General features: G+C 52.8%; 16 protein-coding genes and 1 pseudogene. 14 read left to right on the top strand and 3 right to left on the bottom strand.

What is annotated here, in order from left to right:
• Window positions 1-43 precede the first annotated feature (43 nt).
• The 9 genes and pseudogenes from atpF to rluF all read left to right on the top strand — a co-directional run.
• Window positions 44-514 (top strand): F0F1 ATP synthase subunit B, encoded by a 471-nt coding sequence (atpF, locus tag ACZRKO_RS19190; protein ID WP_056775959.1) that lies wholly within the window; start codon window positions 44-46, stop codon window positions 512-514.
• A gap of 14 nt (window positions 515-528) precedes the next feature.
• Window positions 529-1,062: a F0F1 ATP synthase subunit delta gene (gene atpH / locus ACZRKO_RS19185; RefSeq protein WP_463738829.1), complete on the top strand. Its 534-nt coding sequence runs from the start codon at window positions 529-531 to the stop codon at window positions 1,060-1,062.
• 12 nt (window positions 1,063-1,074) lie between these two features.
• The gene (atpA, locus tag ACZRKO_RS19180) at window positions 1,075-2,616 is read left to right on the top strand and encodes a F0F1 ATP synthase subunit alpha (protein ID WP_188474843.1); all 1,542 of its coding nucleotides are present in this window, start codon (window positions 1,075-1,077) and stop codon (window positions 2,614-2,616) included.
• A gap of 71 nt (window positions 2,617-2,687) precedes the next feature.
• On the top strand, window positions 2,688-3,551 hold the full coding sequence (gene atpG / locus ACZRKO_RS19175) for a F0F1 ATP synthase subunit gamma (RefSeq protein WP_463738828.1): 864 nt from the start codon (window positions 2,688-2,690) through the stop codon (window positions 3,549-3,551).
• A 32-nt stretch (window positions 3,552-3,583) separates the two neighbouring features.
• Complete coding sequence (atpD, locus tag ACZRKO_RS19170) at window positions 3,584-4,966, top strand: F0F1 ATP synthase subunit beta (RefSeq protein WP_140475477.1); 1,383 nt, start codon at window positions 3,584-3,586, stop codon at window positions 4,964-4,966.
• A 27-nt stretch (window positions 4,967-4,993) separates the two neighbouring features.
• Window positions 4,994-5,416, top strand: coding sequence for a F0F1 ATP synthase subunit epsilon (locus ACZRKO_RS19165; RefSeq protein ID WP_463738827.1), 423 nt, complete (start codon window positions 4,994-4,996; stop codon window positions 5,414-5,416).
• A 271-nt stretch (window positions 5,417-5,687) separates the two neighbouring features.
• The gene (glmU, locus tag ACZRKO_RS19160; protein ID WP_463738826.1) at window positions 5,688-7,058 is read left to right on the top strand and encodes a bifunctional UDP-N-acetylglucosamine diphosphorylase/glucosamine-1-phosphate N-acetyltransferase GlmU; all 1,371 of its coding nucleotides are present in this window, start codon (window positions 5,688-5,690) and stop codon (window positions 7,056-7,058) included.
• A 210-nt stretch (window positions 7,059-7,268) separates the two neighbouring features.
• A complete protein-coding gene (gene glmS / locus ACZRKO_RS19155) occupies window positions 7,269-9,098 on the top strand; it encodes a glutamine--fructose-6-phosphate transaminase (isomerizing) (protein WP_463738825.1) in 1,830 nt (609 codons plus the stop codon).
• A gap of 99 nt (window positions 9,099-9,197) precedes the next feature.
• Window positions 9,198-9,926, top strand: a pseudogene (gene rluF, locus ACZRKO_RS19150) (23S rRNA pseudouridine(2604) synthase RluF); the annotation flags it as partial.
• Between the two features lie 15 nt (window positions 9,927-9,941).
• On the opposite strand, the gene ACZRKO_RS19145 reads toward rluF, so the two are convergent.
• The 3 genes from ACZRKO_RS19145 to ACZRKO_RS19135 form a co-directional block, all read right to left on the bottom strand.
• Window positions 9,942-11,558 carry an MFS transporter gene (locus tag ACZRKO_RS19145; RefSeq protein ID WP_463738824.1) on the bottom strand — a complete coding sequence of 539 codons (1,617 nt, stop codon included), beginning with the start codon at window positions 11,556-11,558 and terminating at the stop codon, window positions 9,942-9,944.
• A 109-nt stretch (window positions 11,559-11,667) separates the two neighbouring features.
• Complete coding sequence (locus ACZRKO_RS19140) at window positions 11,668-13,338, bottom strand: MFS transporter (protein ID WP_463738823.1); 1,671 nt, start codon at window positions 13,336-13,338, stop codon at window positions 11,668-11,670.
• A 152-nt stretch (window positions 13,339-13,490) separates the two neighbouring features.
• Window positions 13,491-15,140, bottom strand: a complete 1,650-nt coding sequence (locus ACZRKO_RS19135; RefSeq protein ID WP_463738822.1) for an amidohydrolase — start codon at window positions 15,138-15,140, stop codon at window positions 13,491-13,493.
• 135 nt (window positions 15,141-15,275) lie between these two features.
• Between ACZRKO_RS19135 and pdxR the strand changes: the two genes are divergently transcribed.
• The 5 genes from pdxR (at window position 15,276) to pstB (ending at window position 20,751) form a co-directional block, all read left to right on the top strand.
• A complete protein-coding gene (gene pdxR / locus ACZRKO_RS19130; protein ID WP_463738821.1) occupies window positions 15,276-16,748 on the top strand; it encodes a MocR-like pyridoxine biosynthesis transcription factor PdxR in 1,473 nt (490 codons plus the stop codon).
• Window positions 16,749-16,896: 148 nt separating this feature from the next.
• Window positions 16,897-17,937: a phosphate ABC transporter substrate-binding protein PstS gene (gene pstS / locus ACZRKO_RS19125; protein ID WP_463738820.1), complete on the top strand. Its 1,041-nt coding sequence runs from the start codon at window positions 16,897-16,899 to the stop codon at window positions 17,935-17,937.
• Between the two features lie 104 nt (window positions 17,938-18,041).
• Entirely contained in the window at window positions 18,042-18,998 is a 957-nt protein-coding gene (gene pstC / locus ACZRKO_RS19120) for a phosphate ABC transporter permease PstC (protein ID WP_463738819.1), read from the top strand.
• The gene (gene pstA, locus ACZRKO_RS19115) at window positions 18,999-19,886 is read left to right on the top strand and encodes a phosphate ABC transporter permease PstA (RefSeq protein WP_463738818.1); all 888 of its coding nucleotides are present in this window, start codon (window positions 18,999-19,001) and stop codon (window positions 19,884-19,886) included.
• A 97-nt stretch (window positions 19,887-19,983) separates the two neighbouring features.
• The gene (gene pstB, locus ACZRKO_RS19110) at window positions 19,984-20,751 is read left to right on the top strand and encodes a phosphate ABC transporter ATP-binding protein PstB (RefSeq protein WP_140475499.1); all 768 of its coding nucleotides are present in this window, start codon (window positions 19,984-19,986) and stop codon (window positions 20,749-20,751) included.
• Window positions 20,752-20,759: the final 8 nt, after the last annotated feature.

Genomic DNA, 20,759 nt, shown 5'->3' with positions numbered 1-20,759 from the left:
ACGAACTACATCAAATATTTCACTTTGAAAGAGGCATTGTGCTGTGAATCTTAACGCAACAATCCTCGGCCAGGCTATCGCGTTTGTCCTGTTTGTGCTGTTCTGCATGAAGTACGTATGGCCGCCAATTATGGCTGCCATCGAAAAACGTCAGAAAGAAATTTCTGAAGGTTTATCTTCCGCAGAACGTGCCAAAAAAGAACTGGATTTAGCGCAAGCCGATGCGACCGACCAACTGAAGAAAGCCAAAGCTGAAGCTCAGGTAATCATCGACCAGGCGAACAAGCGTAAAGCCCAGATCGTCGACGAAGCGAAAACCGAAGCCGAGCAGGAACGTAACAAGATCGTAGCGCAAGCTAAGGCAGAGATTGACGCCGAACGCCAACGTGCACGTGAAGAGTTGCGCAAACAAGTCGGGATTTTGGCTATTGCTGGCGCCGAGAAGATCATCGAACGTTCCGTAGATGAAGCTGCTAACAGCGACATCGTTGATAAACTGGTCGCTGAACTGTAAGGAGGGAGGGGCTGATGTCTGAATTTGTAACTGTAGCTCGCCCCTACGCCAAAGCAGCTTTTGACTTTGCCGTTGAGCACCAAAGCTTAGATCGCTGGCAGTCCATGCTGGCGTTCACCGCTGAAGTCACTCGTAATGAACAGATTGAAGAACTGCTTTCAGGGGCTTTAGCGCCTGAAACTATGTCTCAAACGTTTATCGCGGTATGTGGTGAACAACTCGACGACGCAGGCCAAAATCTGATTAAGGTTATGGCTGAAAATGGGCGTTTACGCGTTCTTCCGGAAGTGCTGCAACAGTTCATCGAACTGCGGGCCTCTTTAGAGGCCATTGCCGAAGTGGATGTCACTTCTGCAACGCCACTTTCCGAAGCACAGCAGGCAAAAATTGCTGCTGCTATGGAAAAACGCCTGTCTCGCAAAGTTAAGCTGAATTGCAAAATTGACAAGTCTGTTCTTGCCGGTGTCATAATCCGTGCAGGAGATATGGTGATAGACGGCAGCGTTCGCAGTCGTCTTGAACGACTTGCAGACGTATTGCAGTCTTAAGGGGACTGGAGCATGCAACTGAATTCCACCGAAATCAGCGAACTGATAAAGCAGCGCATTGCTCAGTTCAATGTAGTGAGCGAAGCTCACAATGAAGGTACTATCGTTTCCGTCAGTGACGGGATCATCCGCGTACACGGCTTAGCCGATGTTATGCAAGGGGAAATGATTGCGTTGCCGGGTAACCGTTACGCTATCGCCCTGAACCTGGAGCGCGACTCCGTAGGTGCTGTAGTTATGGGCCCTTACGCTGACCTCGCCGAAGGGATGAAAGTAAAATGTACTGGCCGTATCCTGGAAGTCCCCGTTGGCCGTGGCCTGTTAGGTCGCGTTGTTAACACTCTGGGTGCGCCAATTGACGGTAAAGGTCCGGTAGAACACGACGGCTTCTCAGCTGTTGAAGCTATCGCACCAGGCGTTATCGAACGTCAGTCCGTAGACCAGCCTGTGCAGACAGGTTACAAATCCGTTGATGCCATGATCCCAATCGGTCGTGGTCAGCGTGAATTGGTCATCGGTGACCGTCAAACCGGTAAAACTGCTCTGGCCATTGATGCGATCATCAACCAGCGTGATTCCGGCATCAAATGTATCTATGTGGCTATCGGCCAGAAAGCGTCCACCATTTCTAACGTGGTTCGTAAGCTGGAAGAGCACGGCGCACTGGAAAACACCATCGTTGTTGTTGCGACTGCATCAGAATCTGCTGCACTGCAATACCTGGCACCGTACTCCGGTTGCGCAATGGGTGAATACTTCCGTGACCGCGGTGAAGACGCACTGATCGTTTATGATGACCTGTCTAAACAGGCTGTTGCTTACCGTCAGATTTCCCTGTTGCTTCGTCGTCCACCAGGTCGTGAAGCTTACCCAGGCGACGTTTTCTATCTCCACTCCCGTCTGCTCGAACGTGCTGCGCGTGTAAACGCCGACTACGTTGAAGCATTCACCAAGGGTGAAGTGAAAGGCAAAACCGGTTCCCTGACTGCGCTTCCTATCATCGAAACGCAAGCGGGCGACGTTTCCGCGTTCGTTCCGACCAACGTAATCTCGATTACCGATGGTCAGATCTTCCTGGAATCAAACCTGTTCAACGCCGGTATTCGTCCTGCGGTAAACCCAGGGATTTCCGTTTCCCGTGTTGGTGGTGCAGCTCAGACCAAGATCATGAAAAAATTGTCCGGTGGTATTCGTACTGCACTGGCACAGTATCGTGAATTGGCTGCGTTCTCCCAGTTTGCTTCCGATTTGGATGAAGCAACGCGTAAACAGTTAAACCACGGTCAGAAAGTGACCGAGCTGCTGAAACAGAAACAGTACGCGCCAATGTCTATCGTTGCGCAGTCACTGATTATCTTTGCAGCAGAACGTGGTTATCTGGAAGACGTTGACTTGTCTAAAGTTGGTAGCTTTGAAGCTGCGCTGTTGGCCTATGCTGACCGCGAGCACTCAGAGCTTCTGCAACAAATCAACCAAACTGGTGCGTACAACGATGAGATCGAGGGGAAATTCAAAAATATCCTCGATACCTTCAAAGCAACCCAGTCCTGGTAACACTAAGCGGTCCTGCTGCCCTGCAAGATGCAGATAAGCAGCAGGCCGTTTGGTAATGAGGAGAAGCAGAGATGGCCGGCGGAAAAGAGATACGTAGTAAGATCAGCAGCGTGCAAAACACGCAAAAGATCACTAAAGCGATGGAGATGGTCGCCGCCTCCAAAATGCGTAAAACGCAGGATCGCATGGCGGCCAGCCGTCCTTATGCAGAAACCATTCGTGAAGTGATCGGTCACCTCGCGTTAGGTAATCTGGAATACAAGCACCCCTACCTGGACGATCGCGAAATTAAGCGCGTTGGGTATTTGGTGGTGTCTACTGACCGTGGTCTCTGTGGTGGTTTGAACATTAACCTGTTCAAAAAAGTGCTGACAGAGATGAAAGACTGGTCCGCAAAAGGCGTTGAGGTTGACTTAGCCCTGATCGGTTCCAAAGCAGCCTCTTTCTTCGGCTCCGTCGGGGGCAACGTTGTTGCTCAGGTCACTGGCATGGGGGATAACCCTTCCCTGTCAGAGCTGATCGGACCGGTGAAAGTGATGTTGCAGGCTTTCGACGAAGGTCGTTTAGACAAGTTATGCGTTGTTAGCAATAAATTCGTCAATACCATGTCTCAGGAACCACGCATCGTACAGCTGTTACCTCTGCCACCGGCAGAAGATGGCGTACTGGCGAAAAAATCTTGGGATTACCTGTATGAACCAGATCCTAAAGCACTGCTTGATACCCTCTTGCGTCGCTATGTGGAGTCTCAGGTTTATCAGGGCGTCGTAGAAAACCTGGCCAGCGAACAGGCCGCGCGAATGGTAGCGATGAAAGCCGCAACCGATAACGGCGGCAGCCTGATCAAAGAGCTGCAGTTGGTTTACAACAAAGCTCGTCAGGCCAGCATCACTCAGGAACTCACCGAGATCGTCGGGGGAGCCTCCGCGGTTTAAGCTAGGTTTACGAATTACGTAGAGGATTCAAGATGGCTACTGGAAAGATTATCCAGGTAATCGGCGCCGTGGTGGACGTCGAGTTCCCTCAGGATGCAGTACCGAACGTGTACAATGCTCTTGAGGTAGAAAACGGTACCTCCAAACTGGTGTTGGAAGTTCAGCAACAGCTGGGTGGCGGCGTTGTTCGTTGTATCGCAATGGGTACTTCAGACGGCTTGCGTCGCAATCTGAAAGTAAACAACCTGGAACACCCAATCGAAGTTCCGGTTGGTGTAGCGACTCTGGGTCGTATCATGAACGTATTGGGTGAACCAATCGACATGAAAGGTGAAATCGGCGAAGAAGAACGTCGTGCAATTCACCGCCCGGCTCCTTCTTACGAAGAGCTGGCAAACTCCCAGGAATTGCTGGAAACCGGTATCAAAGTAATGGACCTGATGTGCCCGTTTGCTAAAGGCGGTAAAGTCGGTCTGTTCGGTGGTGCGGGTGTTGGTAAAACTGTAAACATGATGGAGCTGATCCGTAACATCGCGATCGAGCACTCCGGTTATTCTGTGTTTGCAGGCGTGGGTGAGCGTACTCGTGAGGGTAACGACTTCTACCACGAAATGACTGAATCCAACGTTATCGACAAAGTTTCCCTGGTCTATGGCCAGATGAACGAGCCACCAGGTAACCGTCTGCGTGTAGCACTGACCGGCCTGACCATGGCGGAGAAATTCCGTGATGAAGGTCGTGACGTACTGTTGTTCATCGATAACATTTACCGTTACACCCTGGCCGGTACTGAAGTGTCCGCACTTCTGGGTCGTATGCCATCGGCGGTAGGTTATCAGCCAACGCTGGCGGAAGAGATGGGCGTTCTGCAAGAACGTATCACCTCTACCAAAAGTGGTTCTATCACCTCCGTACAGGCCGTTTACGTCCCTGCGGATGACTTGACTGACCCCTCTCCAGCCACCACCTTCGCCCACTTGGATGCGACCGTGGTACTGAGCCGTCAGATCGCGTCACTGGGTATCTACCCGGCGGTTGACCCACTGGATTCTACCAGCCGTCAGCTGGATCCACTGGTTGTTGGTCAGGAACATTATGATGTGGCTCGTGGCGTGCAGTCTATTCTGCAACGTTACAAGGAACTGAAAGACATCATCGCGATTCTGGGTATGGACGAGCTGTCAGAAGACGACAAGCTGGCTGTATCCCGTGCGCGTAAGATCGAACGCTTCCTGTCCCAGCCATTCTTCGTGGCCGAAGTCTTTACCGGTTCTCCGGGCAAGTTCGTATCGCTGAAAGATACCATTCGTGGTTTCAAAGGCATTATGGACGGCGACTACGATCACCTGCCAGAGCAAGCGTTTTACATGGTTGGCACCATTGAAGAAGCAGTGGAAAAAGCCAAGAAACTGTAACGCTAGTTTGTTGTGAGAGAGGATGACATGGCTGAAAAAGCTTACCATCTGGATGTAGTCAGTGCGGAAAAGAGAATGTTTTCCGGCATGGTACAGAAGATCCAGGTGACGGGTAGCGAAGGCGAACTGGGTATTTTCCCGGGGCATGCTCCGCTGCTCACCGCCATCAAGCCTGGCATGGTGCGCATTGTTAAAGAACACGGCGAAGAAGAGTATATCTATCTCTCCGGCGGCATCCTTGAGGTGCAACCGAGCGCAACGACCGTGTTGGCTGACACTGCAATCCGTGGGCAAGACCTCGACGAAGCACGAGCGCTTGAAGCTAAGCGCAAAGCGGAAGAACATATTAATAGTTCTCACGGCGACGTCGACTACGCTCAGGCGTCTGCGGAACTGGCTAAAGCGATCGCGAAACTTCGCGTTATCGAATTGACCAGAAAAGCGATGTAACAACATCAGTTGAAAAGGCGACCCTCGGGTCGCTTTTTTTTTACCTTTAAAAAAGCCCTCTTTCAGTCTCATTCTCATGACATTACCCCGGATTAAATGGAATACTAGCCACCAAAGCAGAGACTTTATGTCTGATTTCTCCTCTATTGCCTATAGAGTGCTCAACCCTTGCAGGCTGTGGCCTGTACGCGTTTTTTGATGCGAAATATGTAGTAATCCTGTTGTCTGAAAGGTTACTTTTGTCCCTCAAATTGGATTTGTCAGGTTACCTATGTCTAACAGCGCATTGAGTGTTGTGATCCTTGCCGCAGGCAAGGGGACACGCATGTACTCCAATCTCCCTAAAGTTCTTCATCCATTGGCTGGCAAGCCGATGGTTCAGCACGTTATTGATGCTGCGACGAGCCTCGGCGCGAACAATGTTCATCTGGTTTATGGCCACGGCGGTGACTTGCTCAAGCAAATCCTGACAGGCAGCGGTCTGAACTGGGTGTTACAGGCCGAGCAATTGGGTACAGGCCATGCCATGCAGCAGGCGGCGCCCCATTTTGCCGATGATGAAGATGTGTTGATGCTCTACGGAGACGTTCCGCTGATTTCAGTCAACACGCTGGAAAAATTACTGAAGGCGAAACCGGAAGGCGGCATTGGCTTACTGACCGTCGTGCTGGATGACCCGACCGGCTATGGCCGCATAGTGCGTGAAAATAACACAGTGACCGGCATCATTGAGCAGAAAGATGCCAGCGCTGAGCAGCTGAAAATTAAAGAAATTAACACCGGGATTTTGGTGGCTAACGGCGCGTCACTGAAACGCTGGTTGAGCAAGCTCAACAACAATAACGCTCAAGGTGAGTATTACATCACCGACATTATTGCCATGGCCCATGCCGAAGGGCATCAGATTGCCACCGTTCATCCGGCGCGTAACAGCGAAGTGGATGGGGTGAATAATCGCCTGCAACTCTCCCGTCTAGAACGCGTGTATCAGAGTGAACAGGCTGAACGTCTGTTACTGGCTGGCGTGATGCTGCTGGACCCGGCGCGGTTTGATCTGCGCGGCGAGCTTGCTCACGGTATCGACGTACAGATTGACGTCAACGTGATCATCGAAGGTCAGGTTAAGCTCGGCGATCGCGTCAAAATTGGCGCCGGTTGTGTGTTGAAAAACTGCGTGATTGGTGACGACTGCGAAATCAGCCCGTACAGTGTGTTTGAAAATGCCGTACTGGAATCCGACTGCACCGTGGGCCCGTTCGCCCGCTTACGTCCCGGAGCCGAATTGGGGCAAGGCGCGCATGTGGGTAACTTTGTCGAAGTTAAGAAAGCACGGCTGGGTAAAGGCTCAAAAGCCGGACATCTCTCTTACCTTGGCGATGCGCAGATTGGTGACAACGTGAACATTGGCGCGGGCACCATTACCTGCAACTACGACGGTGTGAATAAACATCAGACGGTTATCGGCAATGATGTTTTTGTCGGTTCTGATACCCAACTGGTGGCGCCGGTGACGGTGGGCAATAACGTCACAATCGCGGCGGGTACCACGGTGACCCGTGACGTTCCGGACAATGGCCTGTTACTGAGCCGAGTGGCGCAGGTTCATAAGCCTGCTTGGTTGCGTCCGCAAAAGAAAAAATAATTTTTTTGCAGCTACAGTTAACTCAGGCGTAGTTCGCTGCGCCTGAGTTAACTGTAGCTGTTTTGGTCTGTGTTTTCTCTGGAGAACGCAGACCAAAACATAATAATCCCCAACTTCTACCAGGCTCGGGGAACCCGGAAAAAACCGGATATCAATCAGGTCAGGCTTCAAACAAGGTCTGTGAACAGACCTTAAATAGGAATAAAACTGATGTGTGGAATTGTTGGCGCAGTAGCGCAACGCGATATTGCTGAAATTCTGTTGGAAGGTTTACGCCGTCTTGAGTATCGCGGCTATGATTCGGCCGGTTTGGCGATTATCGATGCCGACGGAAAACTGGGCCGCCTGCGCCGTTTGGGTAAGGTACAGATGCTGGCAGAAGCGCTTGAAGCGCATCCGCTGCACGGCGGTACCGGCATTGCGCACACCCGCTGGGCAACACATGGTGAACCTTCTGAAGCAAATGCGCACCCGCATGTGTCTGATTATATTGCGGTCGTGCATAACGGTATTATCGAGAACCACGAACCTTTGCGCGCGCTGCTGATTGAGCGTGGCTATCGTTTTGACTCGGAAACCGATACCGAAGTGATTGCGCATCTGGTGCATTGGGAACAACTGCAAGGCGGCACGTTGCTGGAAGTGGTTCAGCGTGTGATCCCACAACTGCGTGGCGCTTACGGCACTGTCATTCTCGACCGCCGCGACCCGTCCGTGCTGGTGGCCGCCCGTTCTGGCAGTCCGCTGGTGATCGGCCGTGGCGTTGGAGAAAACTTTATCGCATCCGACCAGCTGGCACTGCTGCCTGTCACCCGTCGCTTCATGTTCCTGGAAGAGGGCGATGTGGCAGAAGTGAAACGTCGTTCAGTCAGCGTTTATGACAAAAATGGTCATGCAGTTGAACGCGCTGAAATCGAATCTAAAGTGCAGTATGACGCCGGTGATAAAGGCGAATTCCGTCACTACATGCAAAAAGAGATCTACGAGCAGCCGCTGGCGATTAAAAACACCCTGGCCGGGCGCTTCAGCCACGGTAAGGTTGATCTCAGCGAACTGGGTGAGAAAGCCGACGAGATCTTGTCCCGCGTTCAGCACGTGCAGATCATCGCCTGTGGCACCTCTTATAACTCGGGAATGGTGGCACGCTACTGGTTCGAGTCTCTGGCGGGTATGCCTTGTGATGTCGAAATTGCGTCAGAATTCCGCTACCGCAAGTCTGCCGTTCGTCCGGGTAGCCTTATCATCACGTTGTCGCAGTCTGGCGAAACTGCCGATACGCTGGCAGCGCTGCGCCTGTCCAAAGAGCTGGGTTATCTCAGTTCTCTGGCGGTGTGTAACGTAGCGGGCTCCTCGCTGGTGCGTGAATCCGATCTGGCGCTGATGACCAAAGCCGGTACGGAAATCGGTGTAGCGTCCACCAAAGCCTTCACCACTCAGCTGACGGTTCTGCTGATGCTGGTGGCGCGCATGGGGCGTCTGAAAGGGATGGACGAGAAAGTCGAACATGACATCGTTCACGCGCTTCAGGCATTGCCTGCTCGTATCGAACAGATGCTGTCGCTGGATAAAACCATCGAATCGCTGGCGGAAGGTTTCTCTGACAAACATCACGCACTGTTCCTCGGCCGTGGAGATCAATACCCGATTGCCATGGAAGGTGCGCTGAAGCTAAAAGAGATCTCCTATATTCATGCTGAAGCTTATGCGGCAGGTGAGTTAAAACATGGTCCGCTGGCGCTGATTGATGCCGATATGCCGGTTATCGTCGTAGCTCCGAACAACGAGCTGCTGGAAAAACTGAAATCGAATATCGAAGAAGTCCGCGCTCGTGGTGGTTTGCTGTATGTGTTTGCCGATCAGAACGCCGGTTTCACTGACAGCGAAGGCATGAAGATTATTCAGCTGCCACACGTCGAAGAGATCGTTGCGCCGATTTTCTACACCGTTCCGCTCCAGTTACTGTCCTACTATGTCGCGCTGATCAAAGGCACCGACGTAGACCAGCCGCGTAATCTGGCGAAATCTGTGACGGTCGAATAACCGCCTCAGTTTTCCGCTTCTAAGCGCCTCTCGTGGGCGCTTTTTTATTTCTGCGCCGCAACAAGGTATAGTCCGCCTTTTACTGAGGTACTCTGCGCAATGCCGACCCCTTCCTCCACCCGGATTAACAAATATATCAGCGACAGTGGGATCTGTTCCCGTCGAGATGCCGATCGTTACGTCGAAAATGGGCAGGTGTTCATTAACGATACGCTGGCCGGATTAGGCGCTCTGGTATTTGCCGGAGATGTGGTGACCGTGAATGGCCAGCCTATCGGTCTGCGGGATGAAAACGATCCGGTGCTGATCGCGCTGAATAAACCGGATGGGATCATTACGACGATGGATGAGCGTTTAGCGAATAACATCACGACTCTCATTCACCACAGCAAACGCATCTTCCCAGTAGGGCGTTTGGATAAAGACTCGCAGGGGTTGATTTTACTGACGAATCACGGTGACCTGTTCAACAAAATCCTGCGCGCCGGTAATGGCCACGAAAAAGAGTACGTCGTCACCGTCAACAAGCCGGTAACTGACGCGTTTCTTCGCGGCATGGGCGCGGGTGTTCCGATCTTGGGCACCGTGACCAAAGAGTGCAACGTGACGAAAGAATCCGAATTTGTATTTCGGATCACGCTGGTACAGGGACTCAACCGTCAGATTCGCCGCATGTCTAAGCACTTTGGCTATGACGTCACCCGGCTTGAACGCGTCCGCATCATGAATATCAACCTGGGCGAATTGCCACCGGGTGAATCACGGGAGTTGACCAACGTTGAACGGCACGAGTTATTTAAACGCATTGAAAACTCAGCATCTGACGAATAACGGGCGACACTTTCACTCTTCCTGATCGCTGCGTTTAGACAAGGTCACAGGAATTTTCACGGTACCCATCAAAAACAGCAATGTCATCACTGTCATCGAAAGCAGCCCCGCACGTGTCACTCTTGCCCGCGAGCGCTGATAAATCGGCGTCAGTACTGCAAGATCCTGCGGCACTGCCCCGCTTTTCACTATCATTGTCTGAAAACCTGCATCACTGAGATAGGGAATGACCGTCAGATTTTTTACCGTGAGGAAGGTTTGCGGGCTCAGCGTGGATACTTCGGCGGTAAACTTTTTCATGCTGAAAGTCATCGCTGTCAGCATCACCATACTCACTAACGCGACACCCAGGGCCTGCCCGATATCTCTGGCCGCCGCCTGCATTCCACCCGATTGCTGGGCGTCCCGTTCAGGCAGTGCGCTGGTGATAAGAAAAGGGGCATTGGCGGCAACGGTGCCCATGCTGGCACCGATCAGGCAGAGTCCCGACGTCACTATTGCCATGTTGAAATTCAGTCCCTGAATGCCGCAGGCGGTGATCGCCGAGCCTGCCATCCCCAGCAATAAACCGGCCCGGCACTGGCGGCGTGGGTTACGCTGGCGGAAAATCAGCGGTAACCCCATCGACGACCCGGCCAGGCAGACGGCAAATGGAATGATCATCAGGCCGGTATTTACGGCATCCAGCCCTGCCACCACCTGCACAAAACTGACGACTACGAAAATCCCCGAACTGTATGCAAAGAAGATATACATGGTCAGATACAGCCCCGCACGAACCTGCGCTGTGCGTAAAAAAGACTGTGGGATCATCGCACTGCCAGTGGTACTTTCGCGAAGTTTTTCCCAGCGCAGCATCGCTATCAAAATCATCAAACCTAATGCGACCAGTGTCAAAGCCGGGCTGAAGCCGAAAAGAGTAAAAGGAGGGCTGAAGGGGGTTAACAGTCCCCAGGTGGATATCTGCAAAATGCCAAAGACCACGAAAAACAGACCCAGCGTTGAGAGAATAAAACCTGCAAAATCAAATCCTACACGCCGTTCGGGTTTGGAAGGGGACGGAATCATGCGTGAACAGAGCAGGATCACCATCGCCAGAACCGCCAGAACGCCGAAAGCCCAGCGCCAGCCCAGCGTATCGAGCAGTAAACCGCACAACACCGGGCCCATCGCAAAAGAGAAACCACTGGCAGCACCCAGCGCACCAAATGCAATCGCCTGCTGACGTCCTTGAAAACTACCGGTAATAATGCCAAATACCGCCGGAATCATCAGGCTTCCACTGATGCCCGCCAGGATCCTTGCTGCCCAGATGAAAACGTTTATTGAGGGGGAGAAAACCGCGATAGCTTCCGCCAGGAAATAGAGAATGCAGCCTGTACGGAATGTCTTACGCCAGCCAATAATCAGCCCGAGCATTCCTCCGGCAATCATAAAGGTGCCAGCGACCAGGGGATACATGGTGTTGGCTGTGCTGATTTGCGACATCGACGCACCGAGATCGCGCATAAGTGCGCTGGTGGCGATACTTAAGGTCACGTTATCTGCCGACGCCAGAAACTGAGCGAGGCACAGAACCAGAAGAGGCAAACCAATGGCTTGTCGGTTAAGGCGTAATTTTTCAGCCATCTCTTTTTTCCTGATGATTTCAGCTACGCAAAAGCGCGCAACCTGATAAACAGAGTGCGCGCTAAGATATCGGAATAATAATCAATGGGTTATTACCCGGCCTGTGACGTTAATTTTTCTTTTTACGATCCGCAGTCAGATTCCCTGACTGCGCAACTTTAGTTTTTGTTGGCAGATTTCGGGTTCCGAACAGGAACAGCACGGTCATCAGCGCAGTGGCAATCATCCCAGCGCGAGTTGCGTTCAGTCTCGACATTTGATAATCCTGCGTCAGAGCCGGAACATCTTTTTGCACGATGCCGTGATCGAGCATCAGGGCAGAGAAACCAGCATCACTCAGATAAGGGATCACTGTCATTTCTGACACTTTAGTTTGGGTATCCGCGCTTAACGCAGTATCTCCGCGCGCTGCGCCCTGAAAGCCCATGGTCACCGCCGTCAGCATCACCATGCCACATACCGCAACCCCAATCGCCTGACCGACATTACGGGATGTCGCCTGCACGCCACCGGACTGCTGTGCATCCCTTGAAGGTAATCCACTGGTCACAATATAGCTGGAGTAGGCGGAAACGATCCCCATACTTACGCCAATTAAACACATACCGATCGGCACAATGATCGAGAAGCTGGAAGGGCCAAAACCGAAAATGCACAGAACGGACCCTAAAGTCCCGATTAACAGCGCTGACTGGCACATGCGTTTCGGATTGGCGTTTTTCCACACCACCGGCAGCCCCAGAGAGAAAATCACCACGCCTAAGGCGAAGGGTAAAATCATCAGGCCCGTCTGAATGCCGTTCAACCCGGCAACGACCTGTACAAAACTGACGGTTACAAAAATGCCAGAGCCGTAGGCCAGGAAGATAAAGGCAGTCAGATATAAGCCATTGCGCACCTGTGGTGTGGAAAGGAATGACATCGGGATCAGCGCACTGCCGACGGAGGCCTCACGATGACGTTCCCATTTCAGCATCAGTGCCAGAACCACTAAACCAAACAGCACCAGAAAAGGCGCGGGGCTTAAACCAAACACAGTGAATGGCGCAGCGAACGGAGTGAATAAACCCCAGCTGGATACTTTCAGGAAACCGAGAATGACGCTGAACAGACCAATCACAGTCAGCACGACACCCGGTAAGTCGAATTTCACTTTACGTTCAGGTTTTGCCGGTGTCGGGATGATGAAGGAGCCGACGAAAATCACCACACACAGGCAGGCGATGGCTGCGAAAGCGTAGCGCCAGCCAAACTGATCCACCAGCGTGCCGCAGATAAGCGGGCCTGCTGCAAAAGAGACGCCGCTGGCCGCACCGATGGCGCCAAATGCGACGGCCTGATCGCGACCTTTAAAATTACTGGCGATTAATCCCAGCACTGACGGGATCATAAAGCTGCCGCCGATACCGGAAAGCAGGCGTGCGCCGTAGGTGAAGATTTGCATATTCGGTGAGAAGAACGCGGTCAGCTCGGCGCAAAACAGTAATGCACAACCGATGCGGAAGGTTTTCTTCCAGCCAATAATCAGCCCGACCATCCCGGCCGCGACCATCAGTGAACCGGCCGCCAGAGAGTACATGGCGTTAGCAATGCTGATTAAATCCATCGACGCGTGGAGATCTTTAACCAGCGCACCCGTGGCGATACTCAGCGTGGCGTTATCCCCCGAAGTGGACAACTGAGCCAGACAAAGGACCAGTAATGGAAGCCATTTGGCCCAACCTGACACCGAAAGGGTGGAAGGCGGTACGGCAAGTGGCTCAGTGGCATGTATTGCCATAAGAAATACCTCGTCAAAGTGTGCAGAAATAAAAATTTTAAAAAATATGGTTAAAAAATGAGCAGCATAAAGCCGTCCGGCTGTTTACAGCCGGATAGGAAATCTGTCTAAGAAGGAGACCCCTGACCAGTCAGGTAAGGGGTCAGGCTCGGTTATCGGGAAATTGGCTGTACTTTGCCGCCAAGCACCGTGCCCCAGACCTGAATGTCTTTCAGATGCATCGGCTCAACGGCCAGCGGGTTTTCTTCCAGAATGGTAAAGTCAGCCAGTTTGCCGCACTCAATGCTGCCAATGAGATGATCGAGCTTCATGGTGTAGGCCGCACCGACGGTCATGGCGTGCAGGGCTTCTTCGACGCTGATTTTTTCGCGCTCACCCAACACACGGCCTGAGGCTGTAACACGGTTCACGGCACACCAGCCGGTAAACAGCGGGTTAATTGGCGTGATGCCACAGTCGCTGTGGAAAGCAAACGGAATTTCGTGACGAACGGCGCTGCCGCAGGCATTCATGCGGTTAGCGCGTTCCGGACCCATGGTTTTGCCATAATGCTGATCGCCCCAGTAGTAGATGTGGTTACTAAAGAAGTTAACGCACATACCGAGCGTTTTAATGCGTTTGAACTGATCTTCGCGCAGCATCTGGGCATGTTGCATACCTGCCCGATGGTTTATCGCCGGAATGCGGTTCAGGGTTTTCTCGACCGCCTGAATAAACGCTTCTGAGGCTTCGTCACCGTTGCAATGGCAATGGACCTGATAGCCGCGCTTCATGATTTCATACACCTGCGTGTCAATTTCTGCCGGTGTGGCGTTCCAGGCACCGTTCATACCGGATTTGAAATATCCCGGAGCTAACATTCTGCCGGAACCGCCCTGAATCGAACCGTCGAGGAAAATCTTCATCGGGCCGAAAATCATTTTATCGTGACCGTGTTTCATCACTTCTGCTGCAAACTCTACCGCCTCAACAAAAGGTTTTTTCACAAACGGAGGGCCGTAAGCCACCAGCAGGCGGATTGGGAACTCTTCGGCGCGGGTCATGCGGATATAGTTGGCGGCCAGCTCAGGATTATCGAAATCTGTTAAGCCCATATCGGCAGCGGAGGTGCACCCTGCACGGAAGGCTTCCTGACCAAAATTACGAATGGCCCGTTCGGTCGTTAATGCATCCCAGAAACCGTACTTTTGCAGTACCGGTCCCATGGCAGCAAATTCCACCAGCTCGCCGTGCAGCGAACCATCTTCATTCTTAACGATGCCCTCAATCTGGCTGTCAGCATCGATACCGCAATCGGACAGTGCTGCCGTATTGGCGCCCATCAGGTGGATACTCATATGGATCACCGCCACGGGGCGGGTGGTTGAAACACGATCCAGATGCTGACGGCCAAGCTTTTCGCTGCCGAAATAGATCGGATCAACGCCCCAGGCTATCAGCGGTGCGTGCGGGTCAGTCATGGTTCTTTCGACTTTCTGCAACGCCTCGACCACTTCATCAAAGGAGCGGCAGCCTTTCCAGATTTTACCGGTGTAGTCAGGGCGGTCATAAAAGCCGACATAGGGGAATTGCCACATGCCGCCGCCGGTCGTATGGGAGTGGGCTTCAATCAGGCCGGGCACAATAACTTTGTCGGCAAAGGTGTCATCAAGAACATAATCCCCCCACTCTTTCAGCTCATCCAGTGAACCCACACCCAAAATCCTTCCGTCTTTGACTGCCACATGGCTGGCTTCCGGCAGGGAAGGGCACATGGTGATGATTTTCCTGGCTGAATAAATCACAGTAGTTTGAGCAGACATAAATAATCCTCGAAGAGAGTGAATTTTCCTGGCACCGCGTGAGGTGGAACCCATAGATTGGTATGAATGGCGCTATGCTATTCCTGGCATTGGATGTATAAAAGAGCCAAAACATCCCTATATAAAGGTGCCAATTTGCCCACGCCGTTACCTTTTGAAATCACCGGACTGACACTGAAGCCGGGGCGCAAACTCTCGCTCCAGCTCTATGTCGCGCTGCGTGAATTAATTATAGGGAATCCCAAAAGTAGCGGGGTCAAACTTCCGGCCAGCCGTGAACTGGCGCAAATGCTGGATATCTCCCGCAATACGGTGGTGAACGTGTATGAACGCCTGTTTGCCGAAGGTTTTATAGAAACCCGTGTGGGGGATGGAACCTATGTAGCACTGCTGCATACACCGCCTAAAAGCGCGCAATCCGGCGAAGTATTAGCCATTGAGCCACAGTTGCATGTCGGTTACCGCCTGCCCACGGCGTCGCTCTTTAACCATCACCGTATTCACGAAGGTGCTCCCCGGGCCTTTCGCATCGGTATGCCCGCAATCGACCTTTTCCCTTTTGATGTCTGGAGCCGGCTGCAAACCCGTTTTTGGCGCAGTGAACCGATGTCGCATATGGGGTATGGGCATCCGGCGGGTGAGCCGCAGCTGCGGGAACTGATCGCGCAATATTTACGTCATGCCCGTGGTTTGAAGTGTGACCCTTCACAAATCGTTATCACGCTGGGCGCGCAACAGGCGATTATGATCTGCTCGGCGTTATTGTTACGTCCCGATGATGAAGCCGTGATTGAAAACCCCTGCTACTGGGCCGCTGCGGGCGCTTTCTCCTGTTTTGGTGTCAAAATGCATGGGATCGGTGTCGATGACGAAGGGCTGCTGACCGGGCAGTTAAAACAGATCCCTAAAGCCCGGATGGCCTATGTTAGTCCCTCTTGTCAGTATCCTACTGGCGCGACGCTCTCCATGGCCCGCAGGATGGAGTTGTTGCATTGGGCGCAAGAGAATAAAGCCTGGATCATTGAAGATGATTATGACGGCGAATACCGTTACAGCGGAACGCCGTTAACCCCGCTGGCGGCCATCGATCAAAGTAACCGGGTGCTGTATATCGGCTCTTTTTCCAAGGTGATGTATCCGGGATTGCGTTTAGGTTATCTGGTGGCGCCAAAGCAGCTGGTGGATCAATTCCTGCTGATGCGCACCATGACCAGCCGTCAGCCACCGATGAATGACCAGATGGCGATGGCAATGTTCCTCAGCGAAGGGCATTTTCAGCAGCACACCCGCCGTATGCGTCGCGCGGCGCTGGCCCGACGCGATGCTTTGCTTGAAGCCTGGAACCAGCATCTCAGCCACATTGGTGACATGCCGCAGGTCTCTTCCGGTCTGCATGTTACGATCCCATTACCCAGCCTTGAAACAGAACAGCGTTTGGTGGCGCAGGCGTTGGCCGCGGGCATAGAGATCACACCGCTCAGTGCGTCGTGGCTGCCCGGCAGCCTGGAGACACCGGTTGGTCGCTATGGGCTGGTGTTGGGTTTTGCTTGTGTGAAAGTCCCCGATATTATTCTTGCCGTCGAAACTTTAAAGCGCGTCTGGACATAGCGATTGCCCGAATTGTGACCGCTGTCATAAAACTGTCATATTACGTACATTTTACTGTCACCAAACTGTCCTATTTTCCTCCTGTGCCAAACACTTTATGAATCTCGACCTGAGTCGAATCTGATAATAAAACCACCAGGAGTGGAACATGAAATTGATGCGTAACACCGTCGCCGGTCTTGTAGCAGCGACTTTTTCCCTCACAGCAATGTCTGCTTTCGCTGCCACTAACCTGACGGGCGCTGGCGGAACCTTCCCTGCACCGGTTTATGCCAAATGGGCTGATGCTTATCAGAAAGCGACCGGCAACCAGGTGAACTACCAAGGTATTGGTTCTTCCGGTGGCGTAAAACAGATTATCGCGAAGACCGTTGATTTCGGTGCATCAGATGCGCCAATGAAAGAAGAAGACCTGAACAAAAATGGTCTGTTCCAGTTCCCAACCGTGATCGGTGGCGTGGTACTGGCGGTGAATCTGCCGGGTATCAAATCCGGTCAACTGACGCTGGATGGCGCAACGCTGGGTGATATCTACCTCGGCAAAATCAAAAAGTGGAACGACGCGGCCATTGTTAAGCTTAATCCCGGCGTGAAACTGCCAGACACCAATATCGCGGTTGTTCGCCGTGCTGACGGCTCAGGCACCTCTTTCGTGTTCACCAGCTACCTTGCTAAAGTTAACGCCGAGTGGAAAGACAAAATCGGTGCAGGCTCAACCGTAAACTGGCCGACGGGCCTTGGCGGTAAAGGGAACGACGGCGTCGCCGCCTTCGTACAACGTCTGCCGGGTTCAATCGGTTACGTAGAATACGCTTACGCTAAGCAGAACAGCCTGGCTTACACCAAGCTGGTAGACGCAAGCGGCAAAGCCATCAGCCCGACCGAAGAGTCCTTCAGTGCGGCTGCTAAAGGCGCCGACTGGAGCAAAACCTTCGCTCAGGACCTGACTAACCAGAAAGGCGACAACGCTTGGCCAATCAGTTCCACGACGTTCATTCTGGTTTACAAAGATCAATCGAATGCAGAACACGGCGCAGAAGTGCTGAAATTCTTCGACTGGGCTTATAAAAATGGCGGCAAACTGACCACCGATCTGGATTATGCAACGCTGCCAGAAGCCGTGGTTGAACAAGTTCGCGCAGCATGGAAGACCAATATCAAAGACAGCAGTGGTAAAGCACTTTACTAACCCATCATCCTTCACCTTGAATGATTTTGAGTTAGAGTAGGCGTGTTTTACCTCATTCCCTCTCCGGCCGGAGAGGGAATTAAATCTGAATAGAAGAGAGTGGTATGGCTGAATACAAGCCGTCTATCAAAGCACCCGGTAAACACGGTGACATTATTTTCGGCGCGCTGGTTAAACTGGCAGCGCTGATTGTGCTATTGCTGCTGGGCGGAATTATCGTCTCGCTGTTTATCGCTTCTTTACCGAGCATCGAAAAGTTCGGTTTATCCTTCCTGTGGAATAAAACCTGGGATGCCCCGAACGAGCAGTTTGGCGCACTGGTGCCGATTTACGGCACGGTCGTGACCTCTATTATCGCCCTGCTGATTGCCGTACCTGTCAGCTTTGGTATTGCACTGTTCCTGACTGAACTTGCCCCTAACTGGCTGCGTCGCCCGCTGGGTATCGCGATTGAATTGCTGGCGGCTATTCCCAGCATCGTTTATGGCATGTGGGGGCTGTTTGTCTTCGCTCCGCTGTTTGCCACCTATTTCCAGACCCCGGTCGGCGACGTGCTGTCCGGTATCCCGATTGTTGGCGCGCTGTTTGCCGGTCCGGGATTTGGTATCGGTATTCTGGCCGCTGGCGTGATCCTCGCCATCATGATCATCCCGTACATTGCCTCCGTCATGCGTGACGTGTTTGAGCAGACCCCGGTGATGATGAAAGAGTCGGCTTACGGCATCGGTTGTACCACGTGGGAGGTGATCTGGCGCATCGTGCTGCCGTTCACCAAAAACGGCGTGATTGGCGGCATTATGCTGGGCCTCGGCCGCGCGCTCGGTGAAACCATGGCGGTAACCTTTATCATCGGTAACACCTATCAGCTCGACAGCGCATCGCTGTATATGCCGGGTAACAGTATTACCTCGGCGCTGGCGAACGAATTCGCCGAAGCCGAAGCGGGCCTGCATACTGCAGCACTGATGGAACTTGGTCTGATTCTGTTTGTTATCACCTTTATCGTGCTGGCCCTGTCCAAGGTGATGGTCATGCGTCTTGCTAAGAAAGAGGGTCGCTAGATGACGACGATGGAAATGCAAAGTAACGAAGCACTCTTGCAGTCACGCCGCAAACGTCAGGCGTGGCGTCGTCAGAAGAACCGTCTGGCACTGCTGCTTTCGATGGCGACCATGGCCTTTGGTCTGTTCTGGCTGGTGTGGATCCTGTTTACGACGGTCGTCAAAGGCGTCGACGGCATGTCACTCGCCCTGTTTACCGAGAACACGCCGCCACCCAATACCGCAGGCGGCGGGCTGGCTAACGCCATCGCAGGCAGTGGTTTACTGATTTTGTGGGCCACGGTGATTGGTACGCCGCTGGGCGTATTGGCAGGGGTTTATCTGGCGGAATATGGCCGTAAATCCTGGCTGGCCGAAGTCATTCGCTTCATCAATGACATTCTGCTTTCCGCACCGTCGATTGTTGTTGGCTTGTTCGTCTACACCATTGTGGTGGCGAAAATGGGTCACTTCTCCGGTTGGGCGGGCGTGCTGGCGCTGGCGTTACTGCAAATTCCGATTGTTATCCGTACCACAGAAAACATGCTTAAGCTGGTACCGGACAGCCTGCGCGAAGCGGCGTACGCGCTGGGAACACCGAAGTGGAAGATGATTTCAGCCATTACGCTGAAGGCGTCGGTCTCCGGGATTATGACCGGTATCCTGCTGGCGATTGCCCGCATCGCCGGTGAAACGGCGCCGCTGCTGTTTACGTCGCTCTCCAATCAGTTCTGGAGCACCGACATGATGCAGCCGATTGCCAACCTGCCGGTGACCATCTTCAAATTTGCCATGAGCCCGTTTGGGGAGTGGCAGCAACTGGCATGGGCGGGCGTATTGCTTATCACCGTCTGCGTGCTGGTACTGAATATTCTGGCGCGTGTGATTTTCGCCAAGAAGAAGCAATAAGCGAATTCATTATTGAGGGCAGGCGATTGCGGCTGTCCTCACTGTTTACCCGGCGTCGCCACGCGGCGCGCGAAAGATAAAAGAGAGATGTCTGAGAATGACTGATGCATCCAACAGCAAAATCCAGGTTCGTGACTTGAACTTTTATTACGGCAAATTCCACGCGCTGAAAAATATTTCCCTGGATATCGCCAAGAACGAAGTCACGGCCTTTATCGGCCCGTCGGGCTGCGGAAAATCTACGCTGCTGCGTACGCTGAACAAAATGTACCAGCTTTATCCCGATCAGCGCGCCGAAGGCGAAATCCTGCTCGATGGCGAAAATATTCTGGTCGATAAGCAGGACATCGCGCTGCTGCGCGCCAAAGTGGGCATGGTATTCCAGAAACCCACGCCGTTCCCGATGTCGATTTACGACAACATCGCCTTCGGTGTGCGTCTGTTTGAAAAGCTGTCGCGTACCGACATGGATGAGCGCGTACAGTGGGCGCTGACCAAAGCGGCGCTGTGGAACGAGTCCAAGGATAAACTGCACCAGAGCGGCTACAGCCTGTCTGGTGGTCAACAACAGCGTCTGTGTATCGCGCGCGGCATTGCCATTCGCCCGGACGTGCTGCTGCTCGATGAGCCATGCTCGGCGTTGGACCCGATCTCCACGGGCCGTATCGAAGAGCTGATCACCGAGCTGAAGTCTGACTACACCGTGGTTATCGTGACCCACAACATGCAGCAGGCGGCACGCTGTTCGGACCGCACTGCGTTTATGTATCTGGGCGAACTGATCGAATACAGCGACACTGACTCGCTGTTCACTTCGCCAGCGCGTAAACAGACCGAAGATTACATTACTGGCCGTTACGGTTGAGGTAAGAA

It is taken from the genome of Ewingella sp. C233 (assembly GCF_055407225.1).
The sequence above is the reverse complement of the archived record's forward strand: the minus strand, read 5'-3'. Positions and strand labels throughout refer to the sequence as shown.

What these genes read in the sequence shown, in the direction of transcription:
- atpH (WP_463738829.1), top strand. Translation starts at nt 529, where the DNA reads ATGTCTGAATTTGTAACTGTAGCTCGCCCCTACGCCAAAGCAGCTTTT.
- atpA (WP_188474843.1), top strand. Translation starts at nt 1,075, where the DNA reads ATGCAACTGAATTCCACCGAAATCAGCGAACTGATAAAGCAGCGCATT.
- atpG (WP_463738828.1), top strand. Translation starts at nt 2,688, where the DNA reads ATGGCCGGCGGAAAAGAGATACGTAGTAAGATCAGCAGCGTGCAAAAC.
- atpD (WP_140475477.1), top strand. Translation starts at nt 3,584, where the DNA reads ATGGCTACTGGAAAGATTATCCAGGTAATCGGCGCCGTGGTGGACGTC.
- ACZRKO_RS19165 (WP_463738827.1), top strand. Translation starts at nt 4,994, where the DNA reads ATGGCTGAAAAAGCTTACCATCTGGATGTAGTCAGTGCGGAAAAGAGA.
- glmU (WP_463738826.1), top strand. Translation starts at nt 5,688, where the DNA reads ATGTCTAACAGCGCATTGAGTGTTGTGATCCTTGCCGCAGGCAAGGGG.
- glmS (WP_463738825.1), top strand. Translation starts at nt 7,269, where the DNA reads ATGTGTGGAATTGTTGGCGCAGTAGCGCAACGCGATATTGCTGAAATT.
- ACZRKO_RS19145 (WP_463738824.1), bottom strand. Translation starts at nt 11,558, where the DNA reads ATGGCTGAAAAATTACGCCTTAACCGACAAGCCATTGGTTTGCCTCTT.
- ACZRKO_RS19140 (WP_463738823.1), bottom strand. Translation starts at nt 13,338, where the DNA reads ATGGCAATACATGCCACTGAGCCACTTGCCGTACCGCCTTCCACCCTT.
- ACZRKO_RS19135 (WP_463738822.1), bottom strand. Translation starts at nt 15,140, where the DNA reads ATGTCTGCTCAAACTACTGTGATTTATTCAGCCAGGAAAATCATCACC.
- pstS (WP_463738820.1), top strand. Translation starts at nt 16,897, where the DNA reads ATGAAATTGATGCGTAACACCGTCGCCGGTCTTGTAGCAGCGACTTTT.
- pstC (WP_463738819.1), top strand. Translation starts at nt 18,042, where the DNA reads ATGGCTGAATACAAGCCGTCTATCAAAGCACCCGGTAAACACGGTGAC.
- pstA (WP_463738818.1), top strand. Translation starts at nt 18,999, where the DNA reads ATGACGACGATGGAAATGCAAAGTAACGAAGCACTCTTGCAGTCACGC.
- pstB (WP_140475499.1), top strand. Translation starts at nt 19,984, where the DNA reads ATGACTGATGCATCCAACAGCAAAATCCAGGTTCGTGACTTGAACTTT.